A 20,040-nucleotide genomic window follows, 5' to 3' on the forward strand; every position below is an offset into this window, starting at 1 on the left:
TGCTTAATTGCGTTAGTCTTTTTTTATGAAAAAAACAGAACTTATTGAAGAAATCTCAAAGGCAACTAGCATTTCTAGATCTGATGCTAAAAACTCAATTGATATTATTCTTGAAGAAATAAGTAAAGCAATAATCTCAGGAAAAGGTGTCGAGATTCGTGGTTTTGGTGGCTTCAAAAAAAGACATCGTAAAGGCAGGATTGGTATAAATCCAAAAACTGGTCAAAAGACTGAGGTATTAGAAAAATCTGTGCCGTTTTTTAAGCCTGGAAAAACTTTAAAAGAGTCTGTAAATAAAGATTAGTTTTACGATTGATTAATACATTTGAGTTCAGTATAATTTCTCGTTTTTATATGGGGCGTTAGCTCAGTTGGTAGAGCATCGGACTTTTAATCCGCTGGTCGAGCGTTCAAGTCGCTCACGCCCCACCATATACATAAGGGTTTCTAGTCAAGGAAGCCCTTTTTTGTAACATAAATCTTAGCATTTCGTGCAAATTTCGTGCACTTAAGTGGAGGTTTACCGTGGCAACTATACAAAAGATTCTCAATACAAACAATTCGTCCTATCGTGTGTTTATTCGTAAGCAAGGACTCAAGACATTAACCAAAACATTTCCAACGAAAAAGTTAGCTAAAGAGTTTGCTTTAAGGATGGAAAGTGATGTCTCAGCTATGCATTCAATGCAAGGCAAGAGTAGTGTTACTTTGTTCAAGGACTTGGTAGCAGAATACCTATATAAGGAGTATAGGGGTTCGAGGCTAAAAGAGCAGGGTAGGAAGCTAGGATATTGGTCAGAAATGCTAGGTGAGAAGCTCATTATTGATATTACCAAAAATGATATTTATGATGGATTACAACAACTACCCAATCATTTTTCTAATGCAACTATTAATCGCTATAAGGCAGCTATTAGTGTTGTATTTAGTTATGCTTGCAGAGCCTTTGATTTACCCACAAACCCTGTCCGTAAAATCCCTTCATTACCTGAGAATAATGAGCGAATTAGGTTCTTATCAGAAGCTGAAAGAATGCGTCTATTTACCTCTTGTAGAGACTCTCATTGGGATAAATTGTACCTAATAGTAATGCTTGCCATAACGACTGGAGCACGCAAGGGAGAACTCACTCAACTAAGGTGGAATGATATTGATTTTGATAGGAGAACCGCTTATGTCTCAACCACTAAAAACGGTCAGCCTAAAGTTCTGCCTTTGACTGATTCTGTAATTAAAGAACTACAACTATTTAATAAAAATGAGAGTCATTTAATCTTCGAATCTAAAGTTAAAGAGAATGTTGCTTATTGCTTTACTAAGCCTTGGAAGAGGGCACTCGAGGATGCTGATATTGAGGACTTTAGATTCCACGACCTTCGTCATTCCTGTGCTTCCTATTTAGCTCAATCAGGGGCATCTCTCTTAGAGATAGCAGATGTTCTTGGGCATAAACAGATTAGTGTGACTAAACGCTATGCTCATCTATGTATAGAGCATAAGTCAAGTCTAATTAACAGGGTGATGGGTTATATTTGAATTATAATCCTATTATGAAAAAACTACTCTTAATTTTACTTTTAACATTAAGTTTTCAAGTATTCACTGCTCAAAATACAAATTATTACGAAATAGATTTTACTTTAAGTGAGTTCTGTGACGATGACCCAAAAGTTCAGTATAGGAATAATTATTCTCAAATATTTTTACCCAATCAAGAAAAAGGTATTTCTGCAACAAGTATATGCGTATTTAAAGATGGATATGGGCAGTATAGTTCAAAGGGTGATTACCTTGATGGCAAGAAGGTTGGAAGGCACATCGCTTGGTGGAGGAATGGACAAAAATCTTTTGAAGCTAACTTCATTGATGGAAAGCCCGAAGGTAAATGGCTAAATTGGTATGAGAATGGAAAGAAGCGATTTGAATACAATCATAAAGATGGCAAAACGGAGGGCAAAAGTTTTGCTTGGGGCTTAAAGGGCGAAATACTTAAAGAACACTTTTATGAGAACGGGCTAAAAGAAGGCAGAGCATTTTTACGTTCTCCAGGCTCTACCGTTGAAGGGAATTATAAAGCAGGGATGCCAGATGGTAATTGGACTTGGTTTGCTGGAGGAAGTATATGGAAAGAGGCTATTTTTTCTAAGGGAAAACTTTTGGGAGAGTGTAATATTTTGCTTACTGAGGACAGGTCAGATAACGTAAGCCTTTTGACTTTTAGTATTTTTAAAAATGATAGCTCTGGATGTGACATTGAATCAATTAAAGTTAACACCCCCTTCCGAACGAATGATGGTAGATGGCTATGAAAAAAATAATTCAAATTCTTATTTTATCGATTCTTCCTTTTAGTTCATATGCAACCTATCTAATTTGTGATGCTGGTCCTCAGCAATGGATTGGAGAGGCAGATTCTGGAGAAAGTATTGGAGATGCTTTTGAAGTTCAATTATTTGAAAACAATCGGGCTACACTGGATGGACTTCCATTCTGTATGGCAACTCCAATTAGTTACTACACAACAGATACTCATGTGCATATGATTTGTAATGAAGTTGATAGAAAGAGTGTTTACAAGGGCTCTGTATCGATATCAAGAATATCTGGCTTATATTCCTATGATTTTAAAATTACGTATGATGGAACAATTATTGCATGGTGGTTACAAAAGGCAAAATGCTCTGTAGCAGAAAAAAAACTATTCTAATGAAAGAACCAAAGTATTTAATTAAAAATTATGAAACTAATCTTTTGATTCGTCGTTTTTCTTAATTAGCTTTTCAACGTATTCTTTAATGTTTTTATGACGCATTTCTTGATATTCAATAGATGGTGGCGGGGCACCACATGTAATATTTTCTAAGAACTTTATGGCTTCCTCTACTTGAATAATAAGCTCTTTATCAAATTTAGTCATAAACAAACACAAATCAATTGAACTAATCTAATTGTAACACTAAAATAATCATATGTTATAAAGTCAGTAAAAAGCCTATTCTAGAGGGCTTTAATAGCTATAGGGCTTGACTTTTAAGTCAAAATGTTGTATAATGTCACCCCTCAGAAACGCACAAAATAATCCCTTCAAAAATGAATCGGGAATCGGCATGCTAAGCCACTAAATCAGTTTCTGTTGTCACACAAAAAGCTTTGGTTTCTACGACCAATAAATCATTTAACTACACCACTAGTTATCGGAGGAGAACTGTATGCAAGCATATCTAACGGATGGAACATTACCTACCTATTTTGACAATGGTAAGAAATCGGGAGAAGTAACTTATAAAAATAGTCAGCGCCATGGACTATGGACGAAGTGGTACGAGAGTGGGCAATTAAAGTCAGAAAAAAGGTTTAAAAATGGTGAGCGTCATGGAAAGCACATTTCTTGGCATGAGAATGGTCTCTTGAATAGAGAGCAATTCTTCAAGGATGGTCAGACAGATGGTAAGGATTCTTTATGGAGTGAGGATGGCACGCCTATTGATTTAATAACATGGAAAGATGGAGAAATGCATGGTGAGTATATAAATTGGTACTCAAACGGACATAAGAGATGTGAACATCACTACGAGGATGGAAAGCCTCATGGAGTTTGTATAACTTGGCATGAGAACGGTCAAAAGGAGACTCACTCCAATTATGAATATGGAAGACGAGAGGGTAAGACTATGGGTTGGTATGAAAACGGTCAAATACAATATGAGGACAATTATGAGGATGGTCTTCTAGATGGGTACAGCGTTACTTATCGTGAGAATGGTAGCAAGAAAAAAGAAGAGAACTACAAGCATGGCTTTTGCTGGACTAGAACAAACCACGTGGAGGGTTAATATGAATACATTTAATTTAAATGAAATAGCTAATCTAAAAGATGCAGATTACTCAAAAATCAGCTCAAGAGTCAAGGCTTTTTGCTCTACATACGAGACTGCCCAAATACTCACTGAAATTGTTAAGGACGAGGTAGGTCATGTAATTTTTAAGGCGCATGCTGTGGTCGATGGCACGATTAGAGGTACAGCTCATGCTCACGAAGTTGAAGGCTCGAGCAACATAAATAATTCATCTCATTATGAGGCCTGTGAGACCATTGCTGTAGGTCGCGCATTGGCCTTTATAGGCTACTCAAAAGCTGATAGCTTGGCTTCATATGAGGAGATTGAAAGCTCTAAATTACAGGAGTTTAAAGTCGCTTTGCACAAGGAGACTTTAAAAGTTGCAACAACTTACATGTCTTTAGCATTTAAAAATGCAATTGATGAGGAAAATGAAGAGAAAATAGTAGAGTGTCAAAAAGATATGCGAGGTAATGACCCATTACGTTCAGCAGTTAATGCTTCACTTAGTGATGAGCAAAAAGAATTTCTGATTGAACGTCAGAAACAAATGACAGCAGATAGAAAAGCTAAATCTGAACAAAAAAATGCACTATGGAAAAACTAAATGGCTAATAATTAATATATCTAATATGAGGCGCTAGTTAGATGCTAGCGCCTTAATATTTAGAAATTTATTCATAGCTCCATAAAGTAGCAGAAATGATGGATAACTGTTAATCACTTTGACTGTATTTAATGCTGATATAATTTAATAGTTGAAGGCTTAGTTCCCCTTAAGAACCAGGTATTTGTTCCATATTGTGTACCTTAGGATTTCCCTTAAAACACTAAAAAGGAGGTAGGTATGTCATACCAAAACCAATCTAATAAAGACCACTTAGATATCATCATAGGACCACCCGGACAGGAAGAGCTTATTGATTCAGTTCATTGCTATGCAGAAAAGCACAATATGAACATTGATGAGGCTTGGTCTGAGTGCATACGAAACACAGCTGATAACCTTATGAAGCCAAATGAAAATGGCTTTAATAGCTTTACCAATCTATTCACTGATGTTCTAGGTGAGGAGGTGTATGTGGAGGATTACTTCTTAAGCCACTACTTTGGAGCTTTTTCCACTAATGGAATGCTAATGGCTAGAATCAAAAACCCTGAGGAAAGACATAAGTACACTGCACCCGCTTTAAACTTTCAATCCAAGAATTTACTTGATGGAGAACGCAATCCCATTGATATTAGAAGATTTGACTCTACTAAGAGACAACAAATCCAATATCTAATCACTTATTTATTGGATGTGAGCTGGATTCATGTCACAATTTCATATGGTTTCGTTACAATGAAAAATTAGGGTTAAATAATGCAAATCGATAAAAACACACAAGCAGATTTTTATTTTTATTTAGACATGGTTAAAGATAGTCCTGATTCACGTCCACGTGGTGCAGAAGCTGAATGGTTTTGTAATCTTTCGGAAGCTGACAGACAAGTAGAAATTCAAAGACACATCGACAGCGTTAACGAGATGACTGAGTTTCTAGAAGCTGAACATAAAGCTGACGTTAAATACTTACAATCGTTTGGAGACTTTACTGAAAAGCAATTATCTTATTGGGATTGTATTTAATTAAACACTAACTTACTGGGGAGGCACTAGCCTCCCTTTTTTTAATCATCCCATTGAACATTGCATGCAGATGTTCTAGGGCATAAACAAATAAGTGTTACTAAACGTTATGCTCATCTATGTATTGAACATGAATCAAGTCCTATTAATCGGGTGATGGGTAGTATTTAGTTTCAGAATAAACTACAATACTTTTTATGAGAAGTATATATGACACAGCACTAGGAGTTATTAATGAAATACTCCTAGAAGAGCTAAATGAGATTCATCAAAACATATCATTTATACAAAAGGAACTGCCTGAAATTGATTTATCAGACGATAGTGCAGATATAAAAAAACTTAAACAATTCATAGAAGATTCTTTAACTAGGTTTAATAAAAAAGTTTTCTGGAATATTAAACCTGAATTAGAGCTTATCCTTAGTATGATAGAAAAAGATGAAAGCATTGAAACCCATGTTATTCAAAAAAAGATTGCAGCTACTGTGATTAGAATGAAGAGTGAATTTCTAGTTATGGATGCAATAGCCAAAAAACTAATAGATTCACCTGATGATAGTATTTCAGATAACTGTAAACTATTAAGAACTCTTTATATCGAATCACTTACAAATATGCATAACTGTAATCATGCAATATTTGATGCGATTGATAAATTAACTGATGCTAGCTAATTCAGACACTAATATTGAAGATGTTGCATCTATTATTTTGGGCCATAACTATGATGTAGCCTTTCTAGTTCCAACTGAAACCGGTTTGAAAAAATCAATTCTTGATGCACATCAATCTATTAAGGCTCTATTTCAAAGAGAACAGTTTCATGATTATGAAAACCAAAGACAAGGGGATATTTATAAGGCAACCGCTCATTACATTACCAGTAATGAAATCTTTGATAAAACTGTTAGCTTGTATAGACCAAATACCAAAAAAGGTGACCCTCGAATATGGATATCTGGACTTAATAGGCTTGCAAAAGCAGGTAATTTAATTGCTCTTGTTATAGCTAATCAAGACTTATATATCATTAACTGTTCAGATAAAAAAAGTCTTAATTACGCTCTTGAGACAGGGTTACCTAAAGTTAAATTAGATACAAGTGAAGTGGCTAATGAACTTCTAAATAAGCTTATAAAAGTGTCACACAAAGGCTTTATTAGAACTATTAAGGCTGGAGATACTGGCATTGGAATGACTATTGAGTCTGAACTCGGAATTATTGCAAATGCCAGCAAAAAACCAGATTACAAGGGAATTGAACTTAAATCTACTCGTGTAGGTCAAAAACTTTCTCAAAAGAATAGAAGTACTCTCTTTTCTTGCGTTCCAGAGTGGTCTTTAAGTCCATCAGCACCTAAAGAAAACCTTTTACAAAAGCGAGGATATTTTGACTCAGATGGGCTATTAGCACTTAGACACACAATAAGTGGTTTGAAGCCTAATTCGCTTGGTTTATTTTTTGATTTAGATTATGTCAATGGTTATCTAAGACAAATGTTTAAAGATGTTAATTTAAATGACTTTAATGCGGAGCATGATACTACTTGGCTAATTTCAGAGCTTAAGAAGCGTCTTCTAGATAAACATAAAGAAACCTTTTGGATTAAAGCAGTTTGTCAAGGAGATGGTATAAATGAAGAGTTTCATTACGTTGAAGCTGAGCACACTATGAATCCATATATATCTAAATTTGAAACTCTAATAGAAACAGGCATTATTACGATGGATTATACGATGCATATCAAAGAATCAGGAAAGTGGAGGGACCATGGTTTTTTATTTAAACTTAAACCTAATCAATTGCCTGCATTATTTCCAGAGGCAATAAAGCACGACCTTAGGTATTAAGCTCTACTTAGTAAGTAATTGATTGAAGTGCTTGCCGACCTCAAAAGCAAGCTTTACAGGAACTGCATTTCCGATTTGAGTGTACTTAGGAACTTCTCTTTCAAAGTTTGATTCACGAGGGTTACCAGCTCTTCTGATGCCTCCTGTAGTTCTTTTCCCAGCAAACTCATACCAATCAGGGAACGCTTGCAATCTTGCCCATTCTCGCACTGTAGGACAGCGAGCCTGTGAATAGTGAACAAAATCATCAGGTAAAGAAGTTACAGTAATCGTTGGACCTTTTTTACCCCATTTTCTGGGTAGTAAACGCTGTGCAAATTTCTTAGTCTTTAGATGCTCAGGTATTTGCCCCTTGTTCTTAATCATATGGCTGAATCTTTCAACGACTTTATCTGAATGCTTGCTGTATTCCTGCTCAGTCAATACATGCCCTTTTTTCATTAATAAGCCCGAATGGTTGTTTGTACGATAATCTTCTTGAAGGTTATTAGATGGTTTCTTAGAATAGGCAACTGATTCCCCACCATATTCAAAGCCCTCATCAATTAAGTCCGACAAGATATCTTCGAGATTAGGGTAATCATTAGTAGGCTCTGGCAGAAACCCTCCTTCTAATGCATCCATTGTTGAATTTGATTTAACTTTGATATCTTTCCTAATGCCAACCACCAGAACTCTAGGTCTATTTTGAGCAACACCATAATCCTTAGCCTTTACCAGTTTAAACTTAACTGTATAGTTTTTAAGATTCTGAAAGGTTTTTAAAACATCCTTAAAGATTTCTCCTTGTTGACCTTCCTTTGTCCATCTTGCAGTCAATAACCCTTCAACATTCTCAAAGAGAAACATCTTGGGTTTAACTTGATTAACTACAAAAGCCATATCTTCATAAAGATGATTCGAAGGCAATTGTTTTTTATCAACAGAATAAGACCTTCTTATGCCTATTCCAGAGAAGCCTTGACAAGGAGGACCTCCAGCAACTAGGTCAACAGAGTTTTCTCTAAAATCACGCTTAAAATCCTTTTGAAAGCTATCCAAAAGATTCTTAAAGTAGTTTTCCTCTAGAACAACTTTTTTAATATCAGATGAATTGTATTTCTTACGTAAATGTGGATACTCTTGGTCCCTGTTGATTAGGTAAGTTTCTAATGCATCTGAGTTTAATTCATTAACGTAAAGAGGATAAAAGCCAGATTGCTCTAAACCTAATGAAAGCCCACCACATCCAGCAAATAAATCAATAAAAGTTAGTTTATTATCGAGATTTTCATTCATTATTTAGTGAGATTTTTAACTAGGTTTCAATACATTATAGTTTTACCATATCCCAATGATATTTAATATTTATAAGTGTAGGCAATATGTTTTCTTAATGAAGTTATGGTGTAGATTAAACCATACTAATTAAAAGTATATATACTCGGCTCTAAGTTAATTTTGTTGGGAATCTGCAATTCCAAATATAGACTTAATAATATTTATAGTTTGGTCCATCTTCCTTTTCGCAGGCTTTATTCTTGTTTGGGGTCCAAAGTATCGTAAGCTTGCAATTTTCCTTCTAATTATAGGTCTAGCTCCATACATTAACTTGGGTTATGTACTCTATTCAATCATAGATGCGTGTGAATTTGAAGTGTGGGAATATTGTTTTCAAGATATTCTCTGGGATACCCCTTGATTAACTTTCTCAATTCAATTCCGCTATATCCAGGATGGTTATTTCTATTCTTTTTTGGACTATTTTTCATAAAGCTTACAAAGCATCGTAAGCTAGGTAAAGCCATCCTTATCATATTCTCTATCCCTATTTTGTTTATCATCGCCTCAATGTTTTTTGGGATATGGTTAATGGAGACTAACCCAGGAGTTTTTCCAGGTGGGGAGGCTTATACACCTTGATTAATTCATTATTATTTTTAGGCTTTATATGGCTTGCAGTGCCTCAAGAAAATAAGAGGGTAGCTGATAATCAATATCTTTTAATAATCATATTATTTGTCTTACTAATCTTGTTAAGCATCTTTATGAGTTTTAATTTAGCTAATTGTGGTGGAGACTGCTTATGAAAAAAATACTATTAATTATTACAATTCTACTTACCTCATTGTCTTATGCTAAAGATGATAGTTATCTAATAGATGATAGCCTTGCAATGGCTCGACAGGGTGAATTTGTCCGTGCATCAAACCTAATAGTTGATTTAGCTAATAATGGCAATCCCAAAGCACAGTATGTGCTTTCAATGTACTTCAGAGACCCTAACGCTCTGAATATTCCAGAAGTAGGAGAAATGTGGTTAATGAGAGCCGCTGAAAATAACAATGCCAAAGCTCAATATGACTTAGGTTGGCGACTAGCTGCTGGTTGGAAGAATGACTCAGTAGAAGATATTGTGGAGATGATATATTGGTTTGAAAGGGCAACCTTTAATGGAAGCGAAGATGCTTATGCGAACTTGGCAACATTGTATGAGAACGAATTCAGAGATGTATTGGCGGAAATGGAAGTTGCTGCTAATGATGGCAATGCTATGGCTCAGTTTAATTTAGGGTGGATAAATGCTAGAGGGCTTTATAGTTCAGATGGATTAATGCAAGATATAGATGTTGCTAAAGATTGGTTTGAAAAGTCTGCAAAGCTAGGATTCAAAGATGCAGTAGAAGTGCTCGAGAAGAACTTTTAAATAATGAATGCTTCAGAAAAAAATGCAATTGAAAAAAAATACTGGGTTACCTGGGGGCTTACTGCCGGACTAGGAATTTTTATTCTTTTGATACAGCTAGGTATTTACAATTACCGCCCAATATGCTCACCAGTGGTTGGCTGTGGTTATGAAGTTCCGTTAGGTTTAACAATTCTTATTTCAATCTTATTAATAATTACTCGAGTATTTAGAAAGAATAAGTTAAAACTAATAACGCCTTTAATGCTCGTGGTCTTTTCAGTTCTTATTCTTATCTTTACTTTTTCTTCAGAAAAGAGGTTTAATGAAAGTATGACTGCACTTGCTAAAAACATTCAAGAGTTATGTATTACAAATGAACAGTGTCCAATAAAATTATCTACCGCCTTTGATGATGTAAGGCTAGTTAAAGCTGACACCATATTTACTCTAAAAGGCGAAGAAGATGAAATTATAGAAAATAGAACTAACGTTATTGCCGCAGGATATATTAGCTCAAGTTCTTATAGATATAAGTTAAAGCCTTACTATGGCTTTATGTCCTTTGACTATAAAGCAACTGGAAGTAACTTTAAACTTGAGTGGGTATCAGGTGAGGCAAAGGTTATAAGAGCTAGAGTTACTAATGATGAGAGCCCCAAACTTCTTTTAGAGAACTACTGTGACCCTGGCGGGGAGACTTGCTATGAAAATGAAATTGGAACATCCTATTTATAAGAAAGGGCTTTAAATGAAAAAAATACTTAAAGTCATATTTATTATCCTCTTAGGACTTTTTGCTCTGCAATGGATAGTAATGAGTATATTTGCAAATGCAGAGTTAGAGGAATTAATAAGGCAGGGTTACCTAGAAGAGGATTACACCAAACAAGATGTAGTAAAACTGTGCAATCCTCAAACTGATATTGAAAGAGAGTTTAGTAAAGGAGCTAATGCTATGTTTAGTTGTGTGACAAAGGGAAACTGGTAAATGTCTATTTGGTTTTTCTCAATAGCTGATTCCATCATTAACGTAGTTGTTAGCTTCTTTGCTTTAATAATTATGCTCTGGACTTTTACTATGGCTGGTATATCGCAAAATGAGACTTATAAGTTACAAACTCAGTATTTAATTGATGAAGGTTATATTAATACTAACTTCACTGATAAGGACTTAGCTAAAGCTTGTCATTATTACTATAACGACTTTGAAAAAGACCTTACAGATGTTTGTTTTTGGTATCTGTAATAAAGAATTCTTATTAGTTCAAATTGAAATATAATAAAGTTATGAAAAAAATAATATTACTATCAATTACGTTATTAATTTCTTACTCAGCTTCAATTCAAGCAGAAGCTATGAAATGCTATACAAAAAATGAAGTTGGTGAAATGTCATATGGTGAGGATTACATATTTGAAAGAACTAATAAGCTAGACAAATCAAAACCTTCAATACTTGACTTTGATGAGTTGAAGATAATAAATGCAGATACTGGCAAGTTTTATAGTATGACTAAAGAAAGCAATAACCATTTCAAGTCTGGCAACTATCACTACCTGACAAATAAGAGAAGGTCTGTTGTAGTTGAAATAAGTTTTAATGAAGCCACTAAAGATGACCTTGTCTTTAGCAAAATATTATTGTGCGAATCCTTTTAAAGCTCCCTAAATAATGATTTTTTCAATCGTCATAGCACTTCTAATTTTCTGGTTTATTATTAATTTCCCTGACATTATTGGGAATCTAGTTATTATATTTCTTACTGGTGTTGGAATAATTATTGCCATTGGTGTCGTAGTTCTTGTTTTTGTATATTCAGACCTAGAGTTTTCTGATTTAACTGAGTTTTTTAAAATTGTTATTTTTGGTGCTATTTGCCTTCTAATAATTGGATTTATTTTTAATGGACTGAATAGAATCCTTACTAGAATTACTGGTCTTTGGAGGAAGTTTTATGACATTAAGACAATTCTTAAATTCCTTATATTGCAATTTATCATTCCAGGGATAACTGATAAGCAAAAGATAAAAAAAATAAAAAAAATAAATAGGTTAGTTGCTTATGGAGATGAAAAAAAACAATTAGATAACGAAAAAAAATACAAGAAAAAAATAGAAGAAGAGGAAAAGAAATTAGAAGAAGAAAATATAAGATTAGATAATTTATATTTGAAGTGCGGTAAGAATTTTTATGAGTTGTCTAATTTAATAGATAAGGAATTGTCAGTTTATATTGATTCTGATTATATTAATTTAGAATATATAGAGCCAACTAGAGAAAATATAAATGGATATATTCATATAAATACTAAAATAAAAAAATCTATTATCAAAGTTATTTGCAGGGCTCGTTTATCTAAATATAATGATTCTTTTAGAACTTATAAAATCATTTCTAGTCAAGGGAAGAATGGTGGCTTCGAAGCAGATAGCATATCATCAGCATCAAAAGGTACTAAAAAAATCCTCTTAAATTATTTTAAATTACATCCAGAAGAGATTGGTCAATAAATCAATGGTAAATAAGTGCTTTTAATAATCTTCATAGCCCTTTGGGCATTCAGCCTCTTTTACGGCATCAGCTTAATACGCACTGACCGACGTAAGCTAGGTATTAGGTACTTAATCATTTTCTCAATACCATTAGGTATATTTGCTTTAGCATTTTGGTTAATGGACTATGAGTACCTTAACTGTATGCTTAATGGCTCATCAGAGATGATGGAGAACTGTTAAATATTATGAAAAAATATATCTATCTGTGTGCATTTTTATTCTCAATTAATTCTAGTATGGCGGGATGCAAAATCGATAAAGATGGTATTAATCGCTGCACTGATAATTGGCTAGAATCTTTTTTTAATAGCCCTAGCAAAAATAATTCTAACAGTAGCGAGTGTAAGATTGACCAATATGGAATTAATCGATGCTCTAGTGAATCTTACAACGATACACAAAATTCATTCGTCCAATCCTCTGAAGCATTGCTTACTAAAGGATACAATAAAGCACTTGCTGGAAACTATGGAGAAGCATACAGAATACTTGAGCCATTAGCCTCACAGGGCTATGCTGAAGCACAATTTAACTTAGGTATGATGTTTCAAAATGGAGGAAGTGGACTTCAAAAGAACAATGCTAGCTCGGCATATTGGTTTAACTTAGCTGCAAATCAAGGTGACCAGAGTTCACAATTTGAATTAGCAGGCATTTATTACAGAGGACTAGGGGTAAAAAAAGACTTAAAAATAGCAAAGTATTGGGCTAAATTAGCTTCACAGGGAAGCAATCCAATAATTGCGAGTCGCTCAAGAGAGTTTTTAAAGAATCAGATGTCCTGGTGGGAAAAACAAAAGCTAGGAGCCTCTTCAATCTTTGGTATCTTTAGTGGAAATTAGTATGAAAAAACTACTCCTATACCAAGTAATATATTCTTAGGTCGAAATAAAAGAATCTCTTATGGTCGATGACCATACGATTGTTTAACTAAGACTCACTATGATTAACTTAGAATTGGCTACTATTAATATTAAACTTTAAGTTAACTAAGCTGCTATACCTAGAACCACTCAGATAAAGATACATTGAACCAATATATAGTAGTATATATAAATGATAATCAGTAACTTTGTATATATTCTAGGAATTAAATATTCATTTTTAGATATGAATTCTTAGAATATTCTAAAGATTATTTTTATGTATTTATAAACTATAAATTATTCAACTTTAGAGTGCTTCTAAGAGCGTCTAAAAGATATTCATATTATACCATATATTAGTGCTTTTGTCCATGGAGAATTGGTGTTTTTTACTAATAAATATTACTTAAATAGTTTTAATATTAGTATTAAAATCAATGACTTATATTATCACTAGAATTAGCCATATTTATAGCCTCTCAGAGCTCCAAATTCACCATCCTAGAGTACTTAAAATACTTAGAAAGTAATGAACTTATTTAGTACTAAAAGTGGGTCAAATTAACTGATAGTAAGGTATAGTTCAATAATGGGATTTATTAGAATAATTTGTAATATTGGTGCATTATTAATTAATGGGTATTTTTTATATTTTTACTTTTTTGATAATATAAACCTTGAGGGTTTTGTATTTTATTTAGTGGCATTTTTATTTCTTATATTTCCCTGGATAGCTATTCATTTATTCTTTAAATTCATTGAATTTTTGAAGCCTAAAGTTCAAAGTCAGATTCAAGATGTCCAGCACTCTAAGTCAGTTAAAGATAAAAACTACTTAGTAGCCTTTTCTGAGGTAGAAGAAAACAATGTGCAAAATAAGGAGCTTTGGGCAAAAGCTTTTGCTCAATGTGAAGGTGATAGAGAAAAGCAAAAATCAATCTATGTTGAATTGAGAACAAAAGAGCTTTCTAAAAGGTAATGTTTGGTCCTTTAGAAATAATTATCATAATTGCTCTTCCAATTCTAATTGTTATATCCCTTGCCTCAAGAGCTGAAAAAGAATATAAAGTATTTAAACATCATACAGATGGATATAAAGCTGTTAAAGTTGGCTTAGCTTGGGTTGCTGGTACTATTTTTATGCCTATATGGTTTCTATTTAGGGGCTTATGGTCATATTTCTTCTTGTACTTGGTTTTGCTAGTAATTGCTGTTTTAGTAGAAAATGAGCTATATGGTGAATTTGGCTCGATTGATTTCAATAATGCTTCAGATACTGAGTGGATTTGGTTAGGTATTCAAATTATAGTTGCCTTCATACCATTATTTAAAGGCAATGACTGGACAGCTAAAAATCTAATTAAGAAAGGTTATTTATTCCAAGATTCAGTTCATGCAGTTAGTAAAAAGAATGCTATTGCAATAGTTCTAGAAAATAAAATTGATTCTAGTTACAACAAAAATGATACTCAGATAAGGCCATCAAAAAGGATGATTAGAAAGAAAGTAGTCGTCAAATCAAAGTCATCTAAGAAATTAAAGAGGAATGATAAAGCAGCAAAAGAATTTGTTATGCAAACTATTCGAGACCTTGATTATGTAGTCATAAGAGAGTCACTAAATATATATATTAAGTCAGAAGAAAATGCTAAAAACCTTTATGCATTCCTCTATGGCTTGGCTTTATTTACTTGGAGTATCCATAAAGTTAAATTGAAGTATGAGGATTTTGAGACTGTTTTTGATATAGTTGATAGTGGACTAAATGACTCTGGAATAGACATCCCAAGGCATCTTGACCTTGATGAAGATTATGATGAAATTAGTTCAGGATTTGTTGATATTTATACTGAAAGTATCGGATGGGATAAAATTAATTCTGAAGAGGATTTAATAAATTCAGTAAACAAAGATTTTCAGTCAATTGGAATATATTACGCTAGAGCCTATAGCAGAGATGAAAATGATTTAAAAAAACTGTATTTTGTAAAACTTGTAAATACTATTTCAGAAAATACATAGGAGTAATTAATGGAAATCACTAATATATTCGCAGGATTAATTATAGGAGTTTCTTTTATGTGTTTTTGTTCTGCTTTTTTTGATAAAAAAGATAATAGGATGAGTATGTTATGGGGTGGATTATTTAGTCTAACGATTATTGTTATGGCAATAGAAAATATTGGTGCATAGTATAGCTTTTAAGTTATCTCTTTTAACAAAGTACAGAAGCTCAAAATGAAATATAATAAGCCTATGAAATTATCACTTAAATTAATAATACTACCCATTTTTTTCCTCTTGCAGAGTTGCAGTCATCCAGTTGGAAGTGCAATGTGGCACAAAAAAGCTCCTAATGCAGATATAACCAATTACTATAAAGAAATGTGTCTAGGTTTTGGGTATAAAACTGAAACTCCTGAATTGATACAATGCATACAAACTGAAATTGGAAATGGAATGGATAGGGCTGATGCTCAAGTAAGTCAAATGATTAAATCGTTACAGAATATAGACCGACCAAGAAATAAAGTTAAAACAAATTGTACAACTTGGGGTAATGATATTAATTGTACATCCACATATTAGTTAATTTCAAAATTTCATATCTAACCCGGTTTTCTCGATTAACTAGTCATACGAAAGGGGTGGGGTAGGGGTCTATTTTGAGTCAATTTTGGCCTTAGCATTTCGTGCAAATTTCGTGCACTAATCGTGGAATTTTGGTGGAATTAGCCTCTTTTATGCTATAATTACATTCTGTATAAAATGCCAATATTGTTGTTGCTTTGGGAAGTGTAGAGCGTTACATCTCTACTTGTTGAGATGTATGGCGAAAGCCGTCGGACTTTTAATCCGCTGGTCGAGCGTTCAAGTCGCTCACGCCCCACCATATACATAAAGGCCTACATTGATTGTAGGTCTTTTTTTCGTCTGCTAAAAAATATCGGGGTCATACAGGGGTCATGTTTTGCTAGAATGGATTAACCGCTCCCTCACACATCAAAAAATTTGTACTTTAGATCCCACGACCTTCGTCATTCCTGTGCATCTTATTTGGCTCAATCTGGAGCATCTCTCTTGGAGATAGCAGATGTTCTAGGGCATAAACAGATTAGTGTGACTAAGCGTTATGCCCACCTCTGCATCGGACATAAATCAAATCTTATTAATCGAGTGATGGGTAGTATTTAGTCTCAGAATAAACTACAATCATTAATATTAAGTGAATAAGCATTTGAAGAGAAAATACTTTGGCAATATTTCAAATATACGATAAAGAAGATTCAGGGCCAGTAGCTGTTAAGCAAGGGTTTAATTTCAATGCTTTTGTTGCTATATTTATTTGGGCTTTGTTTAAAAGACTCTGGTTAGTAGGAATTACAGGAGCTATTTTATGGATTACTTATCAAAGTTATCAAGCTCAATTCAGCATTTTTATTTCCAGCCTATTAAACAATTTATTACATCATGAGAGAAGAATCTATGGCAAACAAAAATTCGATTAAAACAAAAGGTGCTGCAAAAACCGGAGATCAGCCTACTATTAATGTAGCTATTGAACAAAATTTTCCTAAAGAACAGCGAATTATCGAAGATAATCTTGCCGCACAACTTTATTCTGGTATGAATCGATTTTGGATTAATATTACAAAGATCGCCATACTGAGGAACTGGATAGTGAATATGACAGAAAAATTTTTACCAGGAGGTTGGAGCTGCTTTTTAGTTCGTAAGCGTTATATTGACGAACGACTTATTGAATCTATTACCGAGAATAAGATTAAAACCCTAGTAAACCTAGGTGCTGGGGCTGACACACGTCTTTATCGTCTTTCCGAAGCTCAGAACATCTCTGCATGGGAAGTTGATCAGGCTGTAAACATTGATGCTAAACGAAAGGCAATTGAAAAAGCATTAGGGTCATTCCCCAGTAATGTGAAACAAGTAAGCATAAACTTCATTAACGAGGAGATTGAAGACGTGCTAAAACGACATGGGTATCTGGGAAATGAAAAAACCTTCTTCATCTGGGAAGCAGTTTCACAGTACATAAACGAAGCTGCAGTTCAAAAGACTTTTGATTTTTTTTCAAAAGCCCCAGTTGGAAGTCGATTAGTGTTTACCTATGTACTAAAAGATTTTATTAAAGGTGAAAATCTTTACGGACAGGAATGGGGTTATGAAAAATTCGTCTTAAAAGATAAAATTTGGCATTTTGGATTTGATCCTAATCAAATAGAAGCTTACCTGAACAAAAATGGATGGAAATTAATTGAAGATATTGATTATGCTGAATTAGGTGATCGTTATGTAAAACCAACAGGGAGAAGCTTAGGTGTGCTGGATATTGAGCGGATGGTATATGCTGAGAAAATATAATTTCATATTTTCATTATCAATCTTAATTTTTTAATTAATTCAAATGAGTCAGTTAGTTTTTATTAGTATTTGTTTTTTCATGGTTTGTATATCAATTATCTTATGGATTAATTGGAGAAAAATTGGCTATCCATTGATTATTCTTATTATTATCTCTTTGGCTGTGATTTCTTTTGGATCTGGAAAATTATTAAACGAATCAATAAAATTTAATTTACCTGCTTTTAATAGTAGTTTATCTATATCAAGTTTAGATGATGATTCACAATTTCTGAGTAGAGGCAAAAAAATACTTAATTCACTTCGTGGTTGGAGTAAACAAATTAGAGGTAAGAAACCTATTTATTCTAATGATAATGGCTCTCAAATTATAGTTGACTCAATTGGTGAAGAAAAATCAATAAAAATTATTAAAAATTTTTAATAAAAACAAACAAGTGCTTAAAAAAAAATCACAATATTAATCCAAAAAAGTATAAACTTTAGTAAGTCCTCATTTAAATTTGATGGATTTATAATTTTTTTTAAATATTAAGGAGAGAAATATGAATTATTTGCCAAAATCTTTGGCTACAGGTTTCGTATTGGTTATGTTTGCTTCAACATCTGTATTTGCAGCAACTCATCCAGTAACCGGCGAAACTCTGGCTGATGATCAGACATTTACATACAGTTTGTTGGATGAATTTACTTCAGTAGATCCACAGATTGTTGAGGATGTATCTGGATCTGATATTGTTCGCGACCTTTTTGAAGGTCTTATGAATCAAGATGCTGATGGTAATCTTGTTCCTGGTGTTGCAACTGGTTTTACTACTAATGATGCTAAAGATGTCTATACTTTTACACTTAGAGATGACGCAAAGTGGTCTGATGGGAACGCAGTTACAGCGCATGATTTTGTCTATGCATGGCAGCGTCTTGCTGATCCTGCTACTGCTTCACCTTATTCATGGTTTGCTGAAATTATGGCCCTTGAAAATGTTGGAGCTGTAATGTCTGGAGATGCTTCACCAGATACATTGGGTGTTACTGCGATTGACAATCATACTTTAGAGGTTAGACTGACTTCATCATTGCCGTATTTTGCTGCAATGACAACTCATGCTTCTACGTATCCTGCTCCTGAATGGAGTGTAAGTGTTTGGGGTAATGATTGGACTAAGCCAGAAAACATCATTTCTAATGGTGCTTATGTTCTTACAGAGCATATTCCTAATGAGCGTTCAGTTCGTGAGCGTAACCCTATGTATTGGAATAATGATGCTACAATCCTAGAAAAGGTAGTTGCCTTAGTAATTAATGATGAGAACGTTGACTTTACTCGTTATTTAGCTGGTGAGTTAGATAAGGGAACTGTTCCTTCAGGACAATTTATTCGCCTGAAGCAGGACTATCCCAATCAAGCAACATCTTTCCCAAGGCTTTGTAACTACTATATGACATTTAACTTGTCTGATAGTGGTCCTGAAGCATTTAAGGATGTAAGAGTTCGTCAAGCGCTTGCTTACGCTATAGATCGTTCAGTAATAACTGAAAAGATTTTACAAGCTGGACAAATTAATGCCTTTACCTTTACTCCAGGTGCTACAGCAGGCTTTGAAGTGCCACCAGTTGCATTTGGTCAAATGTCTCAAGATGAGCGTGAAGCTAAAGCAAAAGGCCTTCTAGCTGATGCGGGTTATGGACCAAGTAATCCACTAAGTTTTGAGTACATTTACAATACTTCTGAAGGTCATAAGAAGATTGCGATTGCAGCTCAGCAAATGTGGAAAGAGACTCTTGGGGCTAAGGTTACACTTGCCAATCAGGAATGGAAAACATTCTTGAAGACTCGTGGTGCTCAAGGTTTTGAGCTTGCACGTGGTGCTTGGTGTGGTGACTACAATGAGGCTTCAACGTTCTTAGACTTACTTACTTCACCGTCTGGTTATAACGATGGTAAGTTTAATAATTCTGAGGTAGATAGTTTAATGTTAGATGCTAGAACTTTAGATGATGCATCAGCAAACTACACACGTGTTGAAGAGATCTTGGCAAATGAAATGCCAGTGATTCCTATTTATCACTACGCTGGTGTATTTATGCTTAAGACTAACGTCAAAGGCTGGCCTTATGACAATGTAGAACAGAACTGGTATTCTCGTAACTTATATAAAGTTGCTAATTAATATATAGTTCTTCAAGAAAGCACCGTACAAGATATTGTGCGGTGCTTTTTTATTTGTGGGGTAAAATTA

Annotated in this window: 27 protein-coding genes, 1 tRNA gene and 1 pseudogene; 27 read left to right on the forward strand and 2 right to left on the reverse strand. The window is 33.9% G+C overall.

The annotated features are described in order from the left end of the window. The first annotated feature begins 25 nt into the window (after positions 1–25). From CRN91_RS04925 to CRN91_RS04945, 5 genes are all read left to right on the forward strand, one after another. On the forward strand, positions 26–304 hold the full coding sequence (locus CRN91_RS04925) for an HU family DNA-binding protein (protein WP_114115329.1): 279 nt from the start codon (positions 26–28) through the stop codon (positions 302–304). A 52-nt stretch (positions 305–356) separates the two neighbouring features. Continuing rightward, positions 357–432 (forward strand) — tRNA-Lys (locus CRN91_RS04930). A 93-nt stretch (positions 433–525) separates the two neighbouring features. Next, entirely contained in the window at positions 526–1,536 is a 1,011-nt protein-coding gene (locus CRN91_RS04935; protein ID WP_114115330.1) for a tyrosine-type recombinase/integrase, read from the forward strand. Positions 1,537–1,550: 14 nt separating this feature from the next. Beyond that, complete coding sequence (locus CRN91_RS04940) at positions 1,551–2,309, forward strand: toxin-antitoxin system YwqK family antitoxin (protein ID WP_146993393.1); 759 nt, start codon at positions 1,551–1,553, stop codon at positions 2,307–2,309. Beyond that, positions 2,306–2,707 carry a hypothetical protein gene (locus CRN91_RS04945; RefSeq protein WP_114115332.1) on the forward strand — a complete coding sequence of 134 codons (402 nt, stop codon included), beginning with the start codon at positions 2,306–2,308 and terminating at the stop codon, positions 2,705–2,707. The genes CRN91_RS04940 and CRN91_RS04945 overlap by 4 nt, the downstream gene beginning before the upstream one ends. A 36-nt stretch (positions 2,708–2,743) precedes the next feature. Here CRN91_RS04945 and CRN91_RS08655 read toward each other — a convergent pair whose 3' ends face one another. Further along, positions 2,744–2,917 (reverse strand): hypothetical protein, encoded by a 174-nt coding sequence (locus tag CRN91_RS08655; RefSeq protein ID WP_168177013.1) that lies wholly within the window; start codon positions 2,915–2,917, stop codon positions 2,744–2,746. Positions 2,918–3,209: 292 nt separating this feature from the next. Between CRN91_RS08655 and CRN91_RS04950 the strand changes: the two genes are divergently transcribed. From CRN91_RS04950 to CRN91_RS04975, 6 genes are all read left to right on the forward strand, one after another. Further along, positions 3,210–3,833, forward strand: a complete 624-nt coding sequence (locus CRN91_RS04950; RefSeq protein ID WP_114115333.1) for a toxin-antitoxin system YwqK family antitoxin — start codon at positions 3,210–3,212, stop codon at positions 3,831–3,833. A 1-nt stretch (position 3,834) separates the two neighbouring features. Continuing rightward, positions 3,835–4,446, forward strand: a complete 612-nt coding sequence (locus tag CRN91_RS04955; protein WP_114115334.1) for a hypothetical protein — start codon at positions 3,835–3,837, stop codon at positions 4,444–4,446. Positions 4,447–4,686: 240 nt separating this feature from the next. Next, positions 4,687–5,196 carry a hypothetical protein gene (locus CRN91_RS04960; protein WP_114115335.1) on the forward strand — a complete coding sequence of 170 codons (510 nt, stop codon included), beginning with the start codon at positions 4,687–4,689 and terminating at the stop codon, positions 5,194–5,196. 9 nt (positions 5,197–5,205) lie between these two features. After that, positions 5,206–5,472, forward strand: a complete 267-nt coding sequence (locus tag CRN91_RS04965; RefSeq protein ID WP_114115336.1) for a hypothetical protein — start codon at positions 5,206–5,208, stop codon at positions 5,470–5,472. A gap of 197 nt (positions 5,473–5,669) precedes the next feature. Next, positions 5,670–6,149 carry a hypothetical protein gene (locus CRN91_RS04970; protein WP_114115337.1) on the forward strand — a complete coding sequence of 160 codons (480 nt, stop codon included), beginning with the start codon at positions 5,670–5,672 and terminating at the stop codon, positions 6,147–6,149. Further along, positions 6,139–7,326 carry an MvaI/BcnI family restriction endonuclease gene (locus CRN91_RS04975; protein ID WP_114115338.1) on the forward strand — a complete coding sequence of 396 codons (1,188 nt, stop codon included), beginning with the start codon at positions 6,139–6,141 and terminating at the stop codon, positions 7,324–7,326. Before CRN91_RS04970 ends, CRN91_RS04975 begins: the two co-directional genes overlap by 11 nt. 3 nt (positions 7,327–7,329) lie before the next feature. On the opposite strand, the gene CRN91_RS04980 is transcribed toward CRN91_RS04975, so the two are convergent. Beyond that, positions 7,330–8,604 (reverse strand): DNA cytosine methyltransferase, encoded by a 1,275-nt coding sequence (locus CRN91_RS04980; RefSeq protein WP_114115339.1) that lies wholly within the window; start codon positions 8,602–8,604, stop codon positions 7,330–7,332. A 787-nt stretch (positions 8,605–9,391) separates the two neighbouring features. Here CRN91_RS04980 and CRN91_RS04990 point away from each other — a divergent pair. The 16 genes and pseudogenes from CRN91_RS04990 to CRN91_RS05060 all read left to right on the forward strand — a co-directional run bounded on the left by CRN91_RS04990 (position 9,392) and on the right by CRN91_RS05060 (position 19,971). Continuing rightward, on the forward strand, positions 9,392–10,012 hold the full coding sequence (locus CRN91_RS04990) for a tetratricopeptide repeat protein (protein WP_114115341.1): 621 nt from the start codon (positions 9,392–9,394) through the stop codon (positions 10,010–10,012). Between the two features lie 3 nt (positions 10,013–10,015). Beyond that, positions 10,016–10,729, forward strand: coding sequence for a hypothetical protein (locus CRN91_RS04995; RefSeq protein WP_114115342.1), 714 nt, complete (start codon positions 10,016–10,018; stop codon positions 10,727–10,729). A 13-nt stretch (positions 10,730–10,742) separates the two neighbouring features. Beyond that, entirely contained in the window at positions 10,743–10,982 is a 240-nt protein-coding gene (locus CRN91_RS05000) for a hypothetical protein (protein WP_114115343.1), read from the forward strand. After that, positions 10,983–11,240 carry a hypothetical protein gene (locus CRN91_RS05005; RefSeq protein WP_114115344.1) on the forward strand — a complete coding sequence of 86 codons (258 nt, stop codon included), beginning with the start codon at positions 10,983–10,985 and terminating at the stop codon, positions 11,238–11,240. 41 nt (positions 11,241–11,281) lie between these two features. Continuing rightward, complete coding sequence (locus tag CRN91_RS05010; RefSeq protein ID WP_114115345.1) at positions 11,282–11,653, forward strand: hypothetical protein; 372 nt, start codon at positions 11,282–11,284, stop codon at positions 11,651–11,653. A gap of 13 nt (positions 11,654–11,666) precedes the next feature. Further along, the gene (locus CRN91_RS05015) at positions 11,667–12,506 is read left to right on the forward strand and encodes a hypothetical protein (protein ID WP_114115346.1); all 840 of its coding nucleotides are present in this window, start codon (positions 11,667–11,669) and stop codon (positions 12,504–12,506) included. Positions 12,507–12,736: 230 nt separating this feature from the next. Next, positions 12,737–13,393, forward strand: coding sequence for a tetratricopeptide repeat protein (locus tag CRN91_RS05020; protein ID WP_114115347.1), 657 nt, complete (start codon positions 12,737–12,739; stop codon positions 13,391–13,393). A gap of 613 nt (positions 13,394–14,006) precedes the next feature. Then, positions 14,007–14,396, forward strand: a complete 390-nt coding sequence (locus CRN91_RS05025; RefSeq protein WP_114115348.1) for a hypothetical protein — start codon at positions 14,007–14,009, stop codon at positions 14,394–14,396. Continuing rightward, positions 14,396–15,439, forward strand: a complete 1,044-nt coding sequence (locus tag CRN91_RS05030) for a hypothetical protein (RefSeq protein WP_114115349.1) — start codon at positions 14,396–14,398, stop codon at positions 15,437–15,439. The genes CRN91_RS05025 and CRN91_RS05030 overlap by 1 nt, the downstream gene beginning before the upstream one ends. Before the next feature lie 9 nt (positions 15,440–15,448). After that, on the forward strand, positions 15,449–15,610 hold the full coding sequence (locus CRN91_RS08660; RefSeq protein WP_168177014.1) for a hypothetical protein: 162 nt from the start codon (positions 15,449–15,451) through the stop codon (positions 15,608–15,610). 45 nt (positions 15,611–15,655) lie between these two features. Further along, positions 15,656–16,006 (forward strand): hypothetical protein, encoded by a 351-nt coding sequence (locus CRN91_RS05035; RefSeq protein WP_114115350.1) that lies wholly within the window; start codon positions 15,656–15,658, stop codon positions 16,004–16,006. A 429-nt stretch (positions 16,007–16,435) separates the two neighbouring features. After that, positions 16,436–16,612: pseudogene (locus CRN91_RS05040) on the forward strand (tyrosine-type recombinase/integrase); the annotation flags it as partial. A gap of 59 nt (positions 16,613–16,671) precedes the next feature. After that, positions 16,672–16,926, forward strand: coding sequence for a hypothetical protein (locus CRN91_RS05045; protein WP_114115351.1), 255 nt, complete (start codon positions 16,672–16,674; stop codon positions 16,924–16,926). Next, positions 16,904–17,800, forward strand: a complete 897-nt coding sequence (locus CRN91_RS05050; RefSeq protein WP_168177015.1) for a class I SAM-dependent methyltransferase — start codon at positions 16,904–16,906, stop codon at positions 17,798–17,800. Before CRN91_RS05045 ends, CRN91_RS05050 begins: the two co-directional genes overlap by 23 nt. Positions 17,801–17,843: 43 nt before the next feature. Beyond that, positions 17,844–18,224, forward strand: coding sequence for a hypothetical protein (locus CRN91_RS05055; protein WP_146993394.1), 381 nt, complete (start codon positions 17,844–17,846; stop codon positions 18,222–18,224). Positions 18,225–18,345: 121 nt separating this feature from the next. After that, the gene (locus CRN91_RS05060; protein ID WP_114115354.1) at positions 18,346–19,971 is read left to right on the forward strand and encodes a peptide ABC transporter substrate-binding protein; all 1,626 of its coding nucleotides are present in this window, start codon (positions 18,346–18,348) and stop codon (positions 19,969–19,971) included. Positions 19,972–20,040 lie beyond the last annotated feature (69 nt).

This window comes from Candidatus Thioglobus sp. NP1 (genome assembly GCF_003326015.1).
Taxonomy (GTDB): Bacteria; Pseudomonadota; Gammaproteobacteria; order PS1; family Pseudothioglobaceae; genus Pseudothioglobus; species Pseudothioglobus singularis_A.